General features: G+C 74.2%; 17 protein-coding genes. 4 read left to right on the top strand and 13 right to left on the bottom strand.

Annotated features, from left to right (window positions below):
- Window positions 1-157 precede the first annotated feature (157 nt).
- The gene (locus tag M0638_RS10025) at window positions 158-1,210 is read left to right on the top strand and encodes an NADP-dependent oxidoreductase (protein ID WP_248666842.1); all 1,053 of its coding nucleotides are present in this window, start codon (window positions 158-160) and stop codon (window positions 1,208-1,210) included.
- A gap of 136 nt (window positions 1,211-1,346) precedes the next feature.
- On the opposite strand, the gene M0638_RS10020 is transcribed toward M0638_RS10025, so the two are convergent.
- The 4 genes from M0638_RS10020 to M0638_RS10005 all read right to left on the bottom strand — a co-directional run bounded on the left by M0638_RS10020 (window position 1,347) and on the right by M0638_RS10005 (window position 4,124).
- Window positions 1,347-1,562, bottom strand: a complete 216-nt coding sequence (locus tag M0638_RS10020; RefSeq protein WP_248666841.1) for a hypothetical protein — start codon at window positions 1,560-1,562, stop codon at window positions 1,347-1,349.
- A complete protein-coding gene (locus M0638_RS10015) occupies window positions 1,559-1,789 on the bottom strand; it encodes a hypothetical protein (protein WP_248666840.1) in 231 nt (76 codons plus the stop codon). The genes M0638_RS10020 and M0638_RS10015 overlap by 4 nt, the downstream gene beginning before the upstream one ends.
- Before the next feature lie 527 nt (window positions 1,790-2,316).
- The gene (locus M0638_RS10010; RefSeq protein WP_248666839.1) at window positions 2,317-3,168 is read right to left on the bottom strand and encodes a SirB1 family protein; all 852 of its coding nucleotides are present in this window, start codon (window positions 3,166-3,168) and stop codon (window positions 2,317-2,319) included.
- Window positions 3,169-3,476: 308 nt separating this feature from the next.
- A complete protein-coding gene (locus M0638_RS10005) occupies window positions 3,477-4,124 on the bottom strand; it encodes a hypothetical protein (protein ID WP_248666838.1) in 648 nt (215 codons plus the stop codon).
- A gap of 339 nt (window positions 4,125-4,463) precedes the next feature.
- Between M0638_RS10005 and M0638_RS10000 the strand changes: the two genes are divergently transcribed.
- Window positions 4,464-5,360: a glycosyltransferase family 32 protein gene (locus tag M0638_RS10000; RefSeq protein WP_248666837.1), complete on the top strand. Its 897-nt coding sequence runs from the start codon at window positions 4,464-4,466 to the stop codon at window positions 5,358-5,360.
- Between the two features lie 392 nt (window positions 5,361-5,752).
- Here the strand turns inward: M0638_RS10000 and M0638_RS09995 are convergent, their stop codons facing one another.
- Window positions 5,753-5,971, bottom strand: coding sequence for a hypothetical protein (locus tag M0638_RS09995; protein WP_248666836.1), 219 nt, complete (start codon window positions 5,969-5,971; stop codon window positions 5,753-5,755).
- A 126-nt stretch (window positions 5,972-6,097) separates the two neighbouring features.
- On the bottom strand, window positions 6,098-6,655 hold the full coding sequence (gene ddpX, locus M0638_RS09990; RefSeq protein ID WP_248666835.1) for a D-alanyl-D-alanine dipeptidase: 558 nt from the start codon (window positions 6,653-6,655) through the stop codon (window positions 6,098-6,100).
- Window positions 6,656-6,871: 216 nt separating this feature from the next.
- Between ddpX and tsaB the strand changes: the two genes are divergently transcribed.
- Window positions 6,872-7,534, top strand: coding sequence for a tRNA (adenosine(37)-N6)-threonylcarbamoyltransferase complex dimerization subunit type 1 TsaB (tsaB, locus tag M0638_RS09985; RefSeq protein ID WP_248666834.1), 663 nt, complete (start codon window positions 6,872-6,874; stop codon window positions 7,532-7,534).
- 47 nt (window positions 7,535-7,581) lie between these two features.
- Here the strand turns inward: tsaB and M0638_RS09980 are convergent, their stop codons facing one another.
- On the bottom strand, window positions 7,582-9,324 hold the full coding sequence (locus M0638_RS09980; protein WP_248666833.1) for a Na/Pi cotransporter family protein: 1,743 nt from the start codon (window positions 9,322-9,324) through the stop codon (window positions 7,582-7,584).
- A 42-nt stretch (window positions 9,325-9,366) separates the two neighbouring features.
- Window positions 9,367-10,176: a MetQ/NlpA family ABC transporter substrate-binding protein gene (locus M0638_RS09975; protein WP_248666832.1), complete on the bottom strand. Its 810-nt coding sequence runs from the start codon at window positions 10,174-10,176 to the stop codon at window positions 9,367-9,369.
- A gap of 139 nt (window positions 10,177-10,315) precedes the next feature.
- Between M0638_RS09975 and glsA the strand changes: the two genes are divergently transcribed.
- Window positions 10,316-11,356: a glutaminase A gene (glsA, locus tag M0638_RS09970; protein WP_248666831.1), complete on the top strand. Its 1,041-nt coding sequence runs from the start codon at window positions 10,316-10,318 to the stop codon at window positions 11,354-11,356.
- A 57-nt stretch (window positions 11,357-11,413) separates the two neighbouring features.
- Here glsA and M0638_RS09965 read toward each other — a convergent pair whose 3' ends face one another.
- The 5 genes from M0638_RS09965 to M0638_RS09945 all read right to left on the bottom strand — a co-directional run bounded on the left by M0638_RS09965 (window position 11,414) and on the right by M0638_RS09945 (window position 15,602).
- Window positions 11,414-11,902, bottom strand: coding sequence for a hypothetical protein (locus M0638_RS09965; protein ID WP_248666830.1), 489 nt, complete (start codon window positions 11,900-11,902; stop codon window positions 11,414-11,416).
- Window positions 11,903-11,915: 13 nt separating this feature from the next.
- Entirely contained in the window at window positions 11,916-12,743 is an 828-nt protein-coding gene (locus M0638_RS09960) for a MetQ/NlpA family ABC transporter substrate-binding protein (protein WP_248666829.1), read from the bottom strand.
- Window positions 12,744-12,780: 37 nt separating this feature from the next.
- Entirely contained in the window at window positions 12,781-13,488 is a 708-nt protein-coding gene (locus M0638_RS09955) for a methionine ABC transporter permease (protein WP_248666828.1), read from the bottom strand.
- A gap of 1 nt (window position 13,489) precedes the next feature.
- Window positions 13,490-14,569 (bottom strand): methionine ABC transporter ATP-binding protein, encoded by a 1,080-nt coding sequence (locus M0638_RS09950; protein WP_248666827.1) that lies wholly within the window; start codon window positions 14,567-14,569, stop codon window positions 13,490-13,492.
- Window positions 14,570-14,840: 271 nt separating this feature from the next.
- A complete protein-coding gene (locus M0638_RS09945) occupies window positions 14,841-15,602 on the bottom strand; it encodes an SDR family NAD(P)-dependent oxidoreductase (protein ID WP_248666826.1) in 762 nt (253 codons plus the stop codon).
- Window positions 15,603-15,638: the final 36 nt, after the last annotated feature.

Genomic DNA, 15,638 nt, shown 5'->3' with positions numbered 1-15,638 from the left:
GGGATTCCAAGAGGGCTTCCCCCCTTGGTGGGGTCCAAGGGGCAACGCCCCCTGGCCGGGGTGGGGGGGGCGGGGCTCGGGACGGGGCCCCGGCCGTGCCGGCACCGGGATGCGGTCCGCATGGCGGGAAGACCGCCGGACGACAGGGAGAGACGCCATGAGTGGTACGACGACATCCGACGACAGGACGACGCGGCGCATCGTCCTCGCCGCCCGCCCGCAGGGAAAGCCGAAGGCGAGCGACTTCCGCCTGGAGACGGCGCCGCTGCCGCCGCCCGGCCCCGGGCAGGTGGTGCTGCGCGCCCTCTACCTCTCGCTCGACCCCTACATGCGCGGGCGGATGGACGACCGGAAGTCCTACGCCCCGCCGGTGCCGCTGGACGGCGTGATGGAGGGCGAGTGCGTCGCCGAGGTGGTGGAGTCGAACGACCCGTCGCGCCCCGTCGGCACCATCGTGCTGGCGCGCATGGGCTGGCAGACCCACGCGGTGATGGACGGCAAGGGCCTGCGCCGCATCGATCCCGCCGAGGCGCCGGTGAGCACGGCGCTCGGCGTGCTCGGCATGCCGGGCTTCACCGCCTATTCCGGCATGCGCGTGATCGGCCAGCCGAAGCCGGGCGAGACGGTGGTGGTGGCGGCGGCGAGCGGGCCGGTCGGCTCGCTGGTCGGGCAGCTCGCGCGCCTGGCCGGGGCGCGGGCGGTCGGCATCGCGGGCGGGCCGGAGAAGTGCGCGCATGTGCGCGGCGAGCTGGGCTTCGACGCCGCCATCGACCACCGCGCGGCGGACTTCCCGGCGCAGCTCGCCGCCGCCTGCCCCAAGGGCATCGACGTGTACTTCGAGAACGTGGCGGGGCCGGTGCTGGAGGCGGTGATCCCGCTGCTGAACCGCTACGCGCGCATCCCGGTCTGCGGGCTGATCGCGCAGTACAGCGGCGGCGGCACGCCGCCCGCCGGCCCCGACCGGCTGCCCGGGCTGATGCGCGACGTGCTGACCAAGAGCCTGACCATCCGTGGCTTCATCAACTACGACTTCTTCGGCATCCCCGGCATCCAGGAGGATTTCCGGCGCGAGGTCGGCGGCGGGGTGCGCAGCGGCGCGATCCGCTACCGCGAGGACATCGTGGACGGGCTGGAGAACGCGCCCGCCGCCTTCATGGGCATGCTGGAGGGCCGCAACTTCGGCAAGATGCTGGTGCGCATCGGCACCTGACGCGGGCGGCGGGACCGGCCCCCGTCCCGGACGGCCACGATCCCGAAGGGAGCCCGCCCCTTTGCGGGACCCTGTGCGGGCCCCTGTGCGGGACCGGGGCGGCGCCCCGACCGGTCGGCGGTCGTGGCGGCCCGGATCAGCCGCGCGAGCGGCGGCCGGGCCAGCCCGGGGACGGCGCGGGGGCGCGTGCCGACACGGCGGCGCGCGCCGGGCGGGGCGGGGCGGCCGCCGCCTTGCCCTCCGGGCAGGGCCTGGCGGCGCCGCGTCGCTCGGCGAGCAGGACGAGCGCCCAGGCGGCGGCCGGAACGGCGATCGGCAGCAGGACGAAGGCGAAGAGCTGGTGGTCGGTCACGGCTTGAGCCATCCGAGAACCCTGCGTGCGGCCAGATGTAGCATGACCGCGGCGCCGATCCACAGGATCGCGCCGAGCACCACCACCCACAGTTCGCGCCCCGCCGTTCCCACCTGATAGAAGGTCGCCGCCACCGGCGCCAGAACGCCCACGGTGAAGGCGCTCGTCGCCGCGGTGTTGAGCGCCAGGGCGAGCAGCTTCGTCCGCTCGTTGTGAACCAGGCTCACCGACCAGTCTCCCCGCGCGCCTTCGAGTCCGACAAGAACAAATATGGAACAAGGCGGCGCGGGAGGCAAAGCGACACTGCGCGACGAGGCCGCGCGGGGCCTGCCGCCTCGTCGGCGGGCGGGGTGGGGCTCCGGTCGGGGCGCGGGACGCGCCGGCGCGGCGGCACCCGGGCCGGGCGGCATGCCGCGGCAGGCGATGCGGCCGCGCGGACCCGGAACCGTCCGGAAGGCCGGCGGAAGGTCCGGCGAGGGGTTTCCCGCGCCGGCCCGCCGCGGGCCAGTCGTGCAGGATCCCGACAAGGATCCGCACAGGCGCGGGCCCGATAGGCGCGGGCCCGCGTGGTTCGCCGGTCCGGCACGCGGCCGCCCCAACAACCGCGCGCCGATACCGGCCGGCACGGGTCAGGACCGGTACGGGCCGGCAAACCCTTCTGCCGCAGGGATCCGTGCCTCGGCGGCAGCCGGACGCCCGCTTCCGGCCGCTGAAGGGCAACGGGCGGCGCCGATCTCCGGGACGCGCGGGCCCATCAGTTCAGGCGGTTGCGCAGCTCGTCCATCAGCAGCCGCACGCGGTCGGCGGAGTCGCCTCCCGGCACCAGCGTGAGGTAGCGGTCGAGGCAGGACAGCGCGGCCCCGATCCGCTCCAGGCGGTGGTTCATCATGCCCGCCTCGCGCCACAGCGGCGCCGCCTCGGGGGCGAGGCGCAGCATGTCCTCGGTGCAGTCGAGCGCCGCCGCGAGGTCCCCGGCCCGCAGCCGGCGCAGCTTGATGTTGTTCTGCAGGCGCAGCAGCACGGCGCGTCGCTCCATCGGCGCGAGCAGGGCGGGCTGCAGCTCCGCCTTCTCGCCCTCGATGCGCTTGAGCAGCGCCCGCAGCGCCGGCGCTTCCAGCGCCGTGCCGCCGTCGAACACGTCCACCACGAGCTGGCCGCGCTCGCCCTGCAGCGCCACCAGGAAGTGGCCGGGGAAGTCGATGCCGTGGGCCGGCCAGCCCGCCGCCTCCGCCATGTGCAGCCAGAGGATGCCGAGCGCCACGGGCAGGCCGCGGCGCCGTTCCACCACGCCGATCAGGTTGGCGTTGGCGGGGTCGTCGTAGCTCTCGGAATCGCCGCGGTAGCCGAACTGGTCGTGCAGGATCCCGGCCAGCGCCGCCCGCCGGCGTTCCAGCTCGCCGGCATCGGCCGCGCGGTCGGCGATGGCGGCGGCCACGGCGGCGCGCGCCAGGGTCGAGAGATGCGCCGCCACCGCGCCCCAGTCCGCGTCCGGGCGGTCGATGCGGGCGAATTGCAGCGCCACGGCGGCGAGATCCAGCTCCGTCTCCGGCAAGGTGCCGGCGGCGTCCAGCGCGGCACGCGCGTCGTCCTGGGGGGAAGTGGCCATGCCGGCACTGTCGCGATCCGGACGGAACCGTGCAAGGCCGCGTCATGCGCTTCGCGACCCGGAGCGGATTCCCGGCGGTCCGCGCACGGCCGGATGGCGCGGCGGCCCCCCGTGGCCTGCCTGGAGCGGAACGCCGTCCGGTTGGAATCGCGTTTTCCGAGCGGATTCATGCCTCCGGGCGTAGTAGCCCTCCGGCGATCCGCTCTAGAGCCGATCCAGCCTGACCGTATCAGGCCGGAACGGCTCCAGCCTTTTGATTTTTCGCATTTTCCGAGCCGCTGAGCGAGGACGCTCAGCTTGAAAATGCTCTAGCGGGGTCGCGGCCGGCCGTAGATGCCGCGCAGCGCCGTGCCGTCGGCGCCGCAGCCATCGGCGGCCAGCACGAGGAACTGCCCGACCAGCGCCAGCTCCAGCCGGCATGCCTCGCCCGCCGCACCGGGCGGGCCGGAGAGCGACAGGCGGTTGCCCGCCGGCCTTGCCGCGCCGGGCTCCCGGCCGGGCATCCGGCCCGCCGGCACGACGAGGCCGAGCCGGTCGCCTTCGGCGCGCAGGGTCAGCGCCTCCCCCGTCGGGCCGCGCCAGTCGCCGGCCCAGGCGGACAGCGGCGGATCGCGGCTGAAGGGGGCCGCCTGCGGGGCCAGCTCGGCGCTGCGCATCCAGCCCGCGGTGCCGGTCCGCCCGTCGTGGAACCAGACGCAGGTGAAGCGGTCGTGGCGCCGGCCGGTCAGCACCGTGCCGCCGGTGCCGACATAGGCGTGCATCCGGCAGGACTCGCCGGCCTCGGGGCAGCCCTGCATGTCGTCGTCGGACAGGAAGCTGCCGCGCGGAATGCCGACGACGCGCGCCTGGCCGAGCTGCGCGAGATCGGCCGGAAAGCTGCCCGCGCGGCACGGGGTCCCGGACGTCTCGGGCCCGGGGCCGGCCGCGGCGAGCAGCAGGGCAAGACCGGACAGCAAGGCGAGACCCGGCAGCGGGCGGGACGACGGGCGGCGCGGCCGCCGGATCGCGTCGCCGTCATCGGCGCGGGGGATCGGGGCGTGCCGCCGGCAGGCCGGCGCGCGTCCCGGCGCCGCCGTGCGCCGGGCGGCACGCGGGGTGGACGGCGCGTCGCGGCGCGGCGCCGCGCCGCTGCCGCCGATCGAGGTCATATGTACAAAAATATAAACATCTTCATGATTACTCTTTATTTTTATTCGTTTCTCCTGTTTTTCCGCATTCGCGCGATACGACAGTGCATCGGTCATGTATCATCGGCAGGCCAGTCCGTTCCTGAAACAATACAACAAGAGTGTTCCATGGGCCGCATACCGCGCATCGTCCACTTCGTGTTCGGCATGGCTCCGGATTTCGGCGGCAAGCCGTGGAGCCTCGTGCACCACGCCTGCCTGATGAGCGCGATCCGCCATCTCCGTCCCCGGCAGGTCCTGTTCCACCATGCCCACGAGCCCACGGGACCGTGGTGGGAGCTCAGCCGGCCGCACCTCACCCTGGTCCGGCGTCAGGCGCCCGAGGAGATCTTCGGCCGGCCGCTGCGCCACGTCGCCCACCGCGCCGACGTGGTGCGCCTGCAGGCCCTGATCGAGCATGGCGGCATCTACCTCGATGCCGACGTTCTCGTGCAGCGCGACTTCGACGACCTGCTCGGGCACGCCGCGGTGATGGGGCGCGAGGGCCGGAACGGCGAGTTCGGCGCCGCCAACGCCGTGATCCTCGCCGAGCCCAACTCGGCCTTCCTGTGCCGCTGGCTGGAGGAATTCCGCTGGTTCCGCAGCCAGGGGCGCGACCAGTACTGGGCCGAGCATGCCGTCAAGGTGCCGTCGGAACTGGCGCTCCGCCATCCCGACGAGGTGACGATGCTGCCCTACACGGCCTTCTTCTGGCCGCTCTGGACGCCCGACCACATCGAGTGGATCTTCAACTCGGACCGGCCGATCGCCCCGGGCGCCTACGCGAACCATCTGTGGGAGGCGCTCGCCTGGGATCACCTGGAGCAGCTCACTCCCGGCAGGGTGCGGCGGACCGACACCAACTTCCATCGCTGGGTCGCGCCGTACGTCGCCGACCTGCCCGACAATTTCGGCCAGCCCGCCATCGCCAGCCGCGCTGGCCGGCTGTACCGGCTGACACGCCGCAGCGTCGGGGCGAAGCTGCGCAGCCAGGGCTTCTTCGGGATGCGGTTCCGCACCAGTTGAGCGGCGCCCTGCCGGCCGGCGACGGAGAAGCCGGCGCGGCGGAAGGCCGCGATGCGCCGGCCCCGCGAACGCGCGGCGCGGAGGCCCGACCGCACCGCCGGCCACGCGGCCGCTGCCTCGTCCCGAGGCAGTTGCCGCCCTGCCGGGAGCATGCGGCGCGCCGTCATGCCGCCCCGGGCACGGGGGCTTCCGGCGGGGCCGCCTTGTCCGCAACGGAATGCCCCCGCAGGACCGTCGGCGCGTTCTCGAGCCGGGCGTACCCGTTCGCCGGCTCGGAAAATGCGCCGGAGCAGAGGCTGGAGTTGTCGGCCCGATACGGTCGGGCCGGAACGGCTCGGGGTCCGCCCGACGGCCTCCGGGCCGCCGCCCCCGGCCGTCCGCGCGGGATCGCCTCAGCCCGTCCGGGACCTGTCCTGCTCGTCCCGGGGCTGGTCCTGCTCGGCCATGTTCTTGTTGGCGGTGCGCGCCATCTCGTGCCGGTCGTCCTTGGGACCTCCCTTGGACTTCGGCTCGCCGGCGGCGCCCGCGCCCTTCCGCTGCGCCTGCTCGATCCGCTGCGCCCCTTCGACCTGATGCTCCATCGCCTCGGGATGATCCGGCTTTCCGCTCATGACCTCGCTCCTCTCCTTTACCCGGCGTGCCGGTCCCTGGCAGGGGGGAGACGGCATGGGCCCGCCATTCCAGCGCATGCGGCAGGCCGTGGTTCCGGCGCCGGCCCCCCGCCGCCGAGGCGGCCGCTACATCGGCCCGTCCGGCACGGCGCTGGCCGCCAGCGGCGGAAAGCGGCGCGGCTCGAAGAGCTGGTAGTGCCACCATTCCAGCCCGTAATGGTCCCAGCCCGCCGCCGTCATCAGGCCGAGCAGGATGGCGCGGTTGCGCTGCGCCTCGACGGGGATCGACGTGCAGCCATGCGCCGAGAGCGACGTCACCGCGTCGAAGCCCGTGCCCATGGGCAGGGGGGCGCCGGCGGGATCGGCCAGGGTCAGGTCCACCGCCACGCCGCGCGGGTGGACGCCGCCCTTGCGGGGATCCGACACGAAACGCTTGTCGGTGACGGCGTGCCAGAGCGCCCACTGCGCCTCGACCGGCCGGTAGGCGTCGAACACCAGCAGCCGCAGGCCGAGCGCGGCCGCCATGTCCCGCGCCGCCAGCAGCCTGCGGCGCGCCTCGGGCACCAGCAGGGCGACGGGTCGCCGGTAGATGGCACGGCCCGCCAGGTTGTCGGGCGTGGCGTAGCGGATGTCGAACAGCAGCCCGTCCGACTCGGTAAGGATCTGCAAGGTCTCGTGTTGCATCATCGCGGCGCACCCTGTCATCACGCCGGGGAGAGAACCAGGGCGGCGGCAGCGGGCGCGACGCCCTCGCCGGCGCCCCCGGCCCCTGCTACCTCCCCGGCACCCTCCCCGGAACCCGTCTCCCGGCGCCCCGGGTGGCGTCCGGGTGCGGCATCCGGGGCGGCGCCACGAGGCGGCGGCGGGGCACGGCCGTGACGAAGAAGGCGGAAGACCGAGATGTGGATCCTGGCGCTCGACGCCGCGCTGGCACGCAGTTCCGCCGCCATCCTCGCCGACGGGGCGGTGATGGCGCAGGCGGCGGCCGATGGCCCGCGCGGCCATGCCGCCATCCTTCCCCCGCTGGTCCGGCGCGTGCTGGCCGAGGCCGGGGTGCGGGCCGACGCGCTCGACGCGGTGGCCGCCGTGGTCGGCCCGGGCGGCTTCACCGGGCTGCGCGCGGCGCTGGCGCTGGCGCAGGGCATCGCCCTCTCGGCCGGGCTGCCGTCCCTCGGCGTGACCACGGGCGAGGCGCTGGCGGCGGCGCTGCCCCCGGCGCTGCGGCGGGCGCGCATGGTGTGGTCCGTGGTGGACAACCGGCGCGGCCGGGTGATCCTGGAACGCTTCCCCCCCGGCGCCGACAGCCCGGACGGCCCGCCCGAGGCCCACGCGCTGGACGCGCTGCCCGAGGCGGGCTGGCCGCCGGCGCTGGTCGGCGACGCCGCGCCGGCGGTGGCGGAGCGGCTGCGCGCGCGCGGCATCGCGGCGACGGAAACCGGCGTGCTGCTGCCGGACGCGGCGGACGCGGCGCGGGTGGCGGCGCGGCGCCTCGCGGGCGACATCCCGCCGCTGGCGGCGCTGCCGCTCTACGTCGAGCCGCCGGCGGTCCGGCTGCCGGCCTGACCACCCGCCGGCGCTGCCGGCCGCCCGGAGAGCCGGCGCGCCGGCCGTCAGGGCCGGCCCGGCTCCCGTGCCATGTCCGCGCCGGCCTCCCCGTCCGGGAGTTCCAGGGCGGCTTCCGGCTCCTCCACCGCCAGACGGCTCGGGCGCAGCTCGCCCAGGCGCTCCAGCAGCGGGTAGGCGGTGGCGGCGAGATGGGCGCCGATGCGCTTGAGGTCGCGCGCGATGTCGAGCAGCAGCACCCGCGCATCGCCGTCCACGCGCCCCTCCCCCGCCTCCGCCAGCCGGCGCGCCGCCTCGGTCTCGACGTCGCGCAGCCGCTCCTTCTCGGCGACGAGGCGGCGCGCCGCGGCCGCGTCCTCCAGCATGAACACGGCGACGGCGAGGCGGAGCTGCTCCAGCACGCGGTCGTACAGCGCGGCGATCTCGGCCAGGGCGGCGGGCGGCAGCGCGGTGCCGCGCTTGATCCGGCGCGCGGCGTTGCGCAGCAGGTTCTGCTCCACGATGTCGCCGGCATGCTCCAGGTTGATGGCGAAGCCCTGGATCTCGGTCAGCCGCCGGGTCTCGTCGTCGCCGAGGGAATCGCGGCGGATGCGGGCGAGGTAGTCGTGGATGGCGCGGTGCAGCCCGTCCACCACGTCGTCCTGGCGGGCGACGCGCTTGGGCGTCTCGCGGTCCTGCGCGCCGAAGGCGTCGCGCGAGCCGCGCAGCATGGCCTCCACCACGTCCGCCATGCGCAGCGCCTCGCGCGCCGCGCCGGCCAGCGCCACGGGCGGCGTCGCCAGCGCCGCCTCGTCGAGGTAGCGCGGCGCGGCCGGGTCGGTGCCGGCCGCGCGCTCCGGCAGGAAGCGTTCCAGCAGCCGCGCGAAGGCGGGCAGCGGCAGGATGAAGAGCAGCGCGAGCGCCAGGTTGAAGCCGAGATGCAGCGGCGCCACCAGCAGGGCGGGCGAGGCGAGGTCGTCCGACAGCGCGGCGATCGGCCCGAGCAGCGGGATGATCAGCAGGCAGCCGGCCAGGCGGTTCAGCAGGTTGCCGACCGGCACGCGCAGCGCGGCGAGGTCGCCTTCCCGGCCGTCCTTCTGGCTCCCTCCCTGGCTCCGCCCCTCCAGCAGCGGGTTGAAGGCGCTGCCGAGGTTGGCGCCGGCCACCATGGCGACCGTCGCCTCGGGCGAGATGGCGCCGGCGCCGGCCAGGGTCGCCACGAACAGCACGGCGGCGACGGAGGAATGCACCGCCCAGGCCAGCACCGCCGCGATGACGAGGTTGGGCAGCGGGTCCTGCGCCACGACGCGCAAAATGCCGCGCAGCTCGGGCGACTGGCTGATCGGCGCCATCGTCTCCACCATCAGGTGCAGCGAGAGCAGCATCAGCCCGAGCCCGATGGCGGCGCGCCCGAGATCGCGCGTGCGCGCCATGCGGCCGCGGCGGAAGGCGACGACGCCGGCCAGGATCATGCCCGGATAGACGGCCGAGACGTCGAAGGCGAGCACCTGCACGATCAGCGCCGTGCCCACGTTGGCGCCGAGCATCGCCGCCAGCGCCGGCACCAGCGCCACCGTGCCCCCGGCGGAGAAGGAGCCGACCATCAGCGCGGTGGCGGTGCTGCTCTGCAACGCGGCGGTGACGCCGAGCCCGGCCAGGAAGGCGCGCCAGCGGTCGCCGAGCGCCACGCCCAGCACGGCGCGCAGGCGCGAGCCGAAGGCGCGCAGGATGCCGCTCTGGACCATGTGCAGGCCCCAGAGCAGCAGCGCCGCCTCGCCGGCCAGCTCGATCAGGAAGCGTAGCTGCGTCATCGGGGGCCCTCTGCTGCCGGCTCGGCGGTCCGGGGCGCCGCCTCAGGCACCCGGGATGACGGCGCCGCCGAAGCTGGAATTCACGAACGCCTTCACCTCCGCGTTCGCGTAGCCCTCGGCCAGCCGCTTCGCCCAGGGCTTCTCCGCGTCGGCGCGCCGCACCACGACGAGGCAGGTATAGACGCTCTCCGGCCCTTCCTTGGCCAGCGCGCCGTTCACCGGGTCGAGCCCCGCCGGCACCGCGTAGTTGCCGGTGATCGCCGCCGCGTCCACGTCGGCGAGGCCGCGGGCGATCTGCGCCGCCTCCAGCTCCACGATGCGGATGCGCCTCGGGTTCTCGGTGATGTCGGCCACCGTCGCGCGGTAGTCGGCGCCGTCGCGCAGCCGGAACACGCCGTTCTGCGCCAGCAGCAGCAGGGCGCGGCCGCCATTGGTCGGGTCGTTCGGGATGGCGATGCGGGCGCCGCTCGGCAGGTCGGCGAGCGTCCGGTGCTTCTTCGAGAACACCGCCATCAGCGTCAGTACGGTCTTCCCCACAGGCACGAAGTCGTAGCCGCGCTGCTGCCGCTGCGCCTCCAGGAAGGGCAGGTGCTGGTAGGTGTTGGCGTCGATGTCGCCGCTGGCCAGCGCGGCGTTGGGCTGGATGAAGTCGCTGAACTCGGTGATGCGGATGTGGAAGCCGTCGCGGCCCAGCACGTCGCGCACCTTCTCCAGCACCTGGGCGTGGACGCCGGCGGTGACGCCGACGCGCAGCGGCCGGGCGGCGGTGCCGATCTCGGGGGACTGGGCGAGGGCCGGGCGCAGCGCGGCGGCGGCCGGCAGGGCGGCGAGCAGGAGGCGGCGGGAGAGCATGTCAGCGTGTTCCTCGTGTGCTGGGCAGGGATGGGCGGGCAGGCGTGCCGGCGGCCCTTGCGCGGGCGATTGCGTGGCGGGCACAGTCCGTTGCGGCGACGGCAGCCGCCGTGACCCTCGGACAGCGGGAGAAGACGGGATGGCCACCACGCGGGGCGGCGTAACCGGCAGGCGCGGGTTGCTGGCGTCCGGGCTCGGCGGACTCGCCGCCGCGGCGCTGCCGGGGCACGCGGCGCGGGCCCGCGCGCCGTTGCAGCCCGACACGGTGGCGCAGGCGGTCGCCGCCGCGCACCGGCACTTCGCTGGGCTGCGCGAGGGGAAGAACGCCGACTACATCCCCTATCTCGCCTCGGTGCCCTCCGACCTCTACGGCGTCGTCGCGGTGGCGCCGGACGGCGGCGTGGCGAAGGCGGGCGACGTCGGCTACGCCTTCTCGATCCAGAGCATCTGCAAGGTGTTCAACATGGCGCTGGTGCTGGAGAGCATCGGCCCCGAGGCGCTGCTGCGCCGTGTCGGCTCCGAGGCGACGGGCCTGCCCTTCAACTCCGTGATGGCGCTGGAGATGCACCGCGGCAAGCCGCAGAACCCGCTGGTCAACGCCGGCGCCATCGCGACGGTCAGCCTGGTGCCGGCGGCGAGCACGGAGGAGCGCTGGTCGAGGATCCTCGGCAACATGAGCCGCTGCGCCGGGCGGCAGCTCGACGTCAACGATCAGGTGTACCATTCGGAGATGGACACCAACCAGCGCAACCGCGGCATCGCCTGGCTGCTGCGCGCACGCGAATTCCTGGAAGGCGACCCGGACGCGACGGTCGATCTCTACACCCGCGCCTGCTCGGTCGCGGTGACGACGCAGGATCTCGGCATGATGATGGGCACGCTGGTGCGCGGCGGGGTGAACCCGGCGACCGGCGAGCGCGTGTTCAAGACGGAGAACGTGCCGCGCATCCTGTCGGTGATGGCGACGGCGGGGCTGTACGATTCCACCGGGAGCTGGATGTTCCGCGTCGGCGTGCCGGCCAAGAGCGGCGTGGGCGGCGGCATCATCGCCGGCATGCCGGGGCGTCTGGCGCTGGCCGCCTTCTCGCCGCCGCTCGACGATTTCGGCAACAGCGTGCGCGCGCAGGCCGCGATCGGCGAGATCGCGGCGGCGACGGCGCTGAACCTGTTCGAGGACTGAGAGCGTTGGCACGCGGCGTGGCCCGTTCGGTGGCATGTCGGAGGATGCCCCGTCGCCTCAGCCAGCGGCGCCGTCGGTGCCGAGGGCGGTGATGATCGCCGAATGGCCGTCCTGCGGGAAGTTGTCGTCCAGCAGTTGATTGATCGCCTCGTCGACCAGAGCGGGGCAGTGCCGCAGCAAGGCGAGGATCGGGTCACTGAACCCGGCTTGCGGGTCGAGACGGGCGAGGATGGCGGGGCGGCCGTTGCCGCCACCGTCAAGCACCTCGACACGATCGGCGAGCTCGACCTGCCAGATCCCGTCAGTTTCCAATCGCAGGAAGGGATCGGCAACGCGGGCACGCGTACCGGCCGAGGCATTTCGTGCTAGCAACGACCCGACCACGCGATCCGCGTCACGGTAGCCGATACGATGGCGTCCGTGCTGCCGCAGTTGCACCAGGGCATACAGGAGCATGAGCGGCTTGTGCGGCGCCGGCCCCGCCGGGCCGGGATGCCGGCGAAGCTTCCGCAGCACGGCGAGGAACGTTGCAGCATCCATGCTCACTGCCTGCCCTTCCTCAGAAGGCGGGCACCACCGAGCCGCCGAAGGTGTCGCGCACGAAGGCCTTCACCTCGTCGTTCTGGTAGCTCGCGACGAGGCGGGGCACCCAGGGGGCGTGCTCGTCCTGCCGGCGCACGGCGATCAGGTTGGCGTAGGGGCTGTCGGCGCTCTCGATGGCGATGGCGTCGCGCACCGGGTTGAGGCCCGCGGGCACGGCGAAATTGGTGTTGATCGCGGCCAGCTCCACCTCCTCCAGCGCGCGGGGAAGCTGCGGCGCCTCCAGCTCGACGATGCGCAGGCGCTTCGGGTTGGCGGTGATGTCGGCCACCGTCGCGCGGAAGTCGGCGCCGGGGCGCAGCGTGAAGGCGCCCTTCGAGGCGAGCAGCACCAGGGCGCGGCCGCCATTGGTCGGGTCGTTCGGGATCGCGACGCGCGCGCCGTTCGAGAGCGCGTCCACCGAGCGGATGCGCTTCGAGTAGAGGCCCATCGGGAAGACCAGCGTCTTGGCCACGGCGACGATCGGGTAGCCGCGGTCGCGCACCGCCTGCTCCAGGAAGGGCGCGTGCTGGTAGGAATTGGCGTCGAGGTCGCCGGCCGCCAGCGCCGCGTTGGGCTGGATGTAGTCGCTGAACTCGATGACGCGCAGCACGAGGCCCTGGCCGGGGCCGTCGGGGCGGGCCGCGATCTCCTTCACCTTCTCCAGCACCTGGCTGTGCGGGCCGGCGGTGCCGGCGATTCGCAAGGGGCGCGCGGCGGTGCCGATCTCCGCCCCCTGCGCACGGGCGGCGGCGGCGAGGGCGGTGAAGACGGGCGCGAGCAGCGCCGCGCGGCGGGTGATGGTCATGCCGTGTGTTCTCCCGGTCCGTTCCGGCGGTCCGTCCTCAGCGGTGCGAGAGGCGCCGCGTCAGCCAGTCGCCGAGGGATTGCAGCGCCTGCACGAACAGGATCAGCACCACCACCACGGTGGCCATCACCTCCGGCATGAAGCGCTGGTAGCCGAAGCGGATGCCGAGGTCGCCGAGCCCGCCGCCGCCCACCGCCCCCGCCATGGCGGAATAGCCGACCAGGCTGACCAGCGTGACCGTGACGGCGGCGACCAGGCCCGGCAGCGCCTCCGGCACCACCACCTTGCGCAGGATCTGCAACCGCGTGGCGCCCATGGCGCGGGCCGCCTCCACCACGCCGCGATCCACCTCGCGCAGCGCCGTCTCGAACAGCCGGGCGATGAAGGCGGTGGCGGCGATGGCGAGCGGCACCGTCGCGGCGCCGGTGCCGATCGAGGTACCGGCGACCAGGCGCGTGAAGGGCACGATCGCCACCATCAGGATGATGAAGGGCGTGGAGCGCACCGCGTTCACCACGAGGCCGAGCGGCCGGTTCACCGCGCGGTTCGGCGCCAGCCCCTCGGGCGAGGTGGCCAGCAGCAGCAGCGCCAGCGGCAGGCCGACCACGACCGCGATCAGCGCGGCGCCGCCCACCATCAGCAGCGTCTCGCCCGCCGCCTCCAGCAGCAGGTCGAGCAGGGTGGGCGAGAGGCCGATCAGGTTGGCCAGCGGCTCCAGCAGCGCGTGCAGCCAGTCGGTCAGCATGTCAGGCGGCCTCCTGCACCGTGGCCATCGCCTCGGGCGAGAGCGGCGTGACGTCGAGGCCGAGGCCGCGCATCCAGCCGGTCGCGGCCTCGATCCGCTCGGCCGGGCCGTAGGCGGCCAGCGCCATGATGCCGAAGGGCTCGCCGCCGATCTCGTCGATGCGGCCGGAGACGATGTTGAGGTCGAGGTCGAAGCGCCGGCTCGCCTCGCTGACCACGGAGCGCGTCGAGGACGGGCCGGCGAACAGCACCTGCAGCAGCCGCCGCGCCTCGCCGGGCCCGGGCTCGGGCAGGCGGGCGACGGTGCCGGGCGGCACGGCATGGCCGATCACCTCGGCGACGAAGGCGCGCGTGGTGGCGGCCTGCGGCCGGGTGAACACGTCGAAGACGCGCCCCTGCTCGATCACGCGCCCGGCCTCCATCACGGCGACGCGGTCGCAGATCGCCTTCACCACCGCCATCTCGTGGGTGATGAGCAGCACGGTGAGGTCCAGCCGGTCTCGCAGGTCGCGGATCAGGCGCAGGATGTCGGCCGTGGTCTCTGGGTCGAGCGCCGAGGTCGCCTCGTCGCAGAGCAGCACGCGCGGGCGCGAGGCGAGGGCGCGGGCGATGCCCACGCGCTGCTTCTGCCCGCCGGAAAGCTGCGCCGGGTAATTGTCCCGCTTCTCGGCCAGCCCGACCAGCGGCAGCAGCTCGGCCACGCGCCGCTCGCGCTCGGCGCGCGGCAGGCCGGCCACCTCCAGCGGGAAGGCGATGTTGGCGGCGACGGTGCGGGAGGAGAGCAGGTTGAAGTGCTGGAACACCATGCCGATGCCGCGCCGCGCCGCGCGCAGACCGGCATCGTCCAGCGCCAGCATGTCCTGGCCGAGCACCTCGACCGTGCCGGAATCGGGCCGCTCCAGCAGGTTCACGGTGCGGATCAGCGTGGACTTGCCGGCCCCGGAACGGCCGACGATGCCGAAGATCTCGCCGGGCGCCACCGCCAGCGACACGTCGTCCAGCGCCACCGTGCCGGTGGCGAAGCGCCGGCGCAGCCCGGCGAGGCGGATGGCGGCCCCGGCTTCGGCGGGGGACGAGGTCATGGCGGCACGGCTCCGGCAGCGATGGGCGGGCGCGTTCGTCCGGCCCGGGCGATCGGGGCGGCGTCCTGCCCCCCAGGGCGATCATCCCTCAAGGGCGCCCCTTCCAGGTGGCGATGTGGCGGTCCGGCAGGCTTAACGCAATCCGGCAACGGAAACCACACGGCGAAGTCGCGGAACTGATATGCGACGCGCGAGGAAATCGTGAAATTCCGCCGGCGCCGTGGACCGGCCCCGTGGCCGCGCGTGCGCCCCCTAACCTGCTCCCCTGGCCTCAGCGCGGCGCCATGCGGATGGCGCCGTCGAGACGGATGGCCTCGCCGTTCAGCATCGGGTTGGCGATGATCGCCGCGACGAGCTGGGCATACTCCTCCGGCCGGCCGAGCCGGCTCGGGAAGGGCACCTGCTTTCCCAGCGAATCCTGCGCCGGCTGCGGCAGCCCCTCCAGCATCGGCGTCAGGAAGATGCCGGGCGCCACCGTCATCACGCGGATGCCGAGGGGGGCGAGGTCGCGCGCCACCGGCAGGGTCAGCCCCACCACGCCGGCCTTGGAGGAGGCGTAGGCGGCCTGCCCGACCTGCCCGTCGGTCGCGGCGACCGAGGCGGTGTTGACGATCACGCCCCGCTCCTCGCCGACCGGGTCGGCCTTCGCCAGCCGGGCCGCGAATTGCGAGAGCACGTTGAAGGTGCCGATCAGGTTGACCTCGATCACCTTGCGGTAGAGGGCCAGCGAATGCGGCTGGCCCTCGCGCCCCACCGTCTTCTGCGGCGGCGCGATGCCGGCGCAGTTGACCAGCACGCGCGCCGTGCCGTGCGCCGACTCCGCCTCGGCCAGCGCGGCGGCGACGCTCGCCTCGTCGGTGACGTCGGTGGCGACGAAGCGGCCGCCGAGCGCCGCCGCCCGGGCCGTGCCGCGCGCCGCATCGAGGTCGAGGATCGCGACCCGCGCGCCGCCGCGCGCCAGCATCGCGGCCGCCGCGGCACCGAGCCCCGAGGCGCCGCCGGTGACGACCGCCGCGATTCCGTCGAGATGCATCCGTCACTCCCCCCTGCCGTCCCACCACGACCCGTT

The organism is Roseomonas acroporae (genome assembly GCF_023223525.1).
In the GTDB taxonomy this organism is placed as follows: domain Bacteria; phylum Pseudomonadota; class Alphaproteobacteria; order Acetobacterales; family Acetobacteraceae; genus Roseomonas_E; species Roseomonas_E acroporae.
Note: the sequence above shows the minus strand (reverse complement) of the source record. Positions and strands in the feature narration are given on the sequence as shown.

What these genes read in the sequence shown, in the direction of transcription:
- M0638_RS10025 (WP_248666842.1), top strand. Translation starts at nt 158, where the DNA reads ATGAGTGGTACGACGACATCCGACGACAGGACGACGCGGCGCATCGTC.
- M0638_RS10010 (WP_248666839.1), bottom strand. Translation starts at nt 3,168, where the DNA reads ATGGCCACTTCCCCCCAGGACGACGCGCGTGCCGCGCTGGACGCCGCC.
- M0638_RS10000 (WP_248666837.1), top strand. Translation starts at nt 4,464, where the DNA reads ATGGGCCGCATACCGCGCATCGTCCACTTCGTGTTCGGCATGGCTCCG.
- M0638_RS09995 (WP_248666836.1), bottom strand. Translation starts at nt 5,971, where the DNA reads ATGAGCGGAAAGCCGGATCATCCCGAGGCGATGGAGCATCAGGTCGAA.
- ddpX (WP_248666835.1), bottom strand. Translation starts at nt 6,655, where the DNA reads ATGCAACACGAGACCTTGCAGATCCTTACCGAGTCGGACGGGCTGCTG.
- tsaB (WP_248666834.1), top strand. Translation starts at nt 6,872, where the DNA reads ATGTGGATCCTGGCGCTCGACGCCGCGCTGGCACGCAGTTCCGCCGCC.
- M0638_RS09980 (WP_248666833.1), bottom strand. Translation starts at nt 9,324, where the DNA reads ATGACGCAGCTACGCTTCCTGATCGAGCTGGCCGGCGAGGCGGCGCTG.
- M0638_RS09975 (WP_248666832.1), bottom strand. Translation starts at nt 10,176, where the DNA reads ATGCTCTCCCGCCGCCTCCTGCTCGCCGCCCTGCCGGCCGCCGCCGCG.
- glsA (WP_248666831.1), top strand. Translation starts at nt 10,316, where the DNA reads ATGGCCACCACGCGGGGCGGCGTAACCGGCAGGCGCGGGTTGCTGGCG.
- M0638_RS09960 (WP_248666829.1), bottom strand. Translation starts at nt 12,743, where the DNA reads ATGACCATCACCCGCCGCGCGGCGCTGCTCGCGCCCGTCTTCACCGCC.
- M0638_RS09955 (WP_248666828.1), bottom strand. Translation starts at nt 13,488, where the DNA reads ATGCTGACCGACTGGCTGCACGCGCTGCTGGAGCCGCTGGCCAACCTG.
- M0638_RS09950 (WP_248666827.1), bottom strand. Translation starts at nt 14,569, where the DNA reads ATGACCTCGTCCCCCGCCGAAGCCGGGGCCGCCATCCGCCTCGCCGGG.
- M0638_RS09945 (WP_248666826.1), bottom strand. Translation starts at nt 15,602, where the DNA reads ATGCATCTCGACGGAATCGCGGCGGTCGTCACCGGCGGCGCCTCGGGG.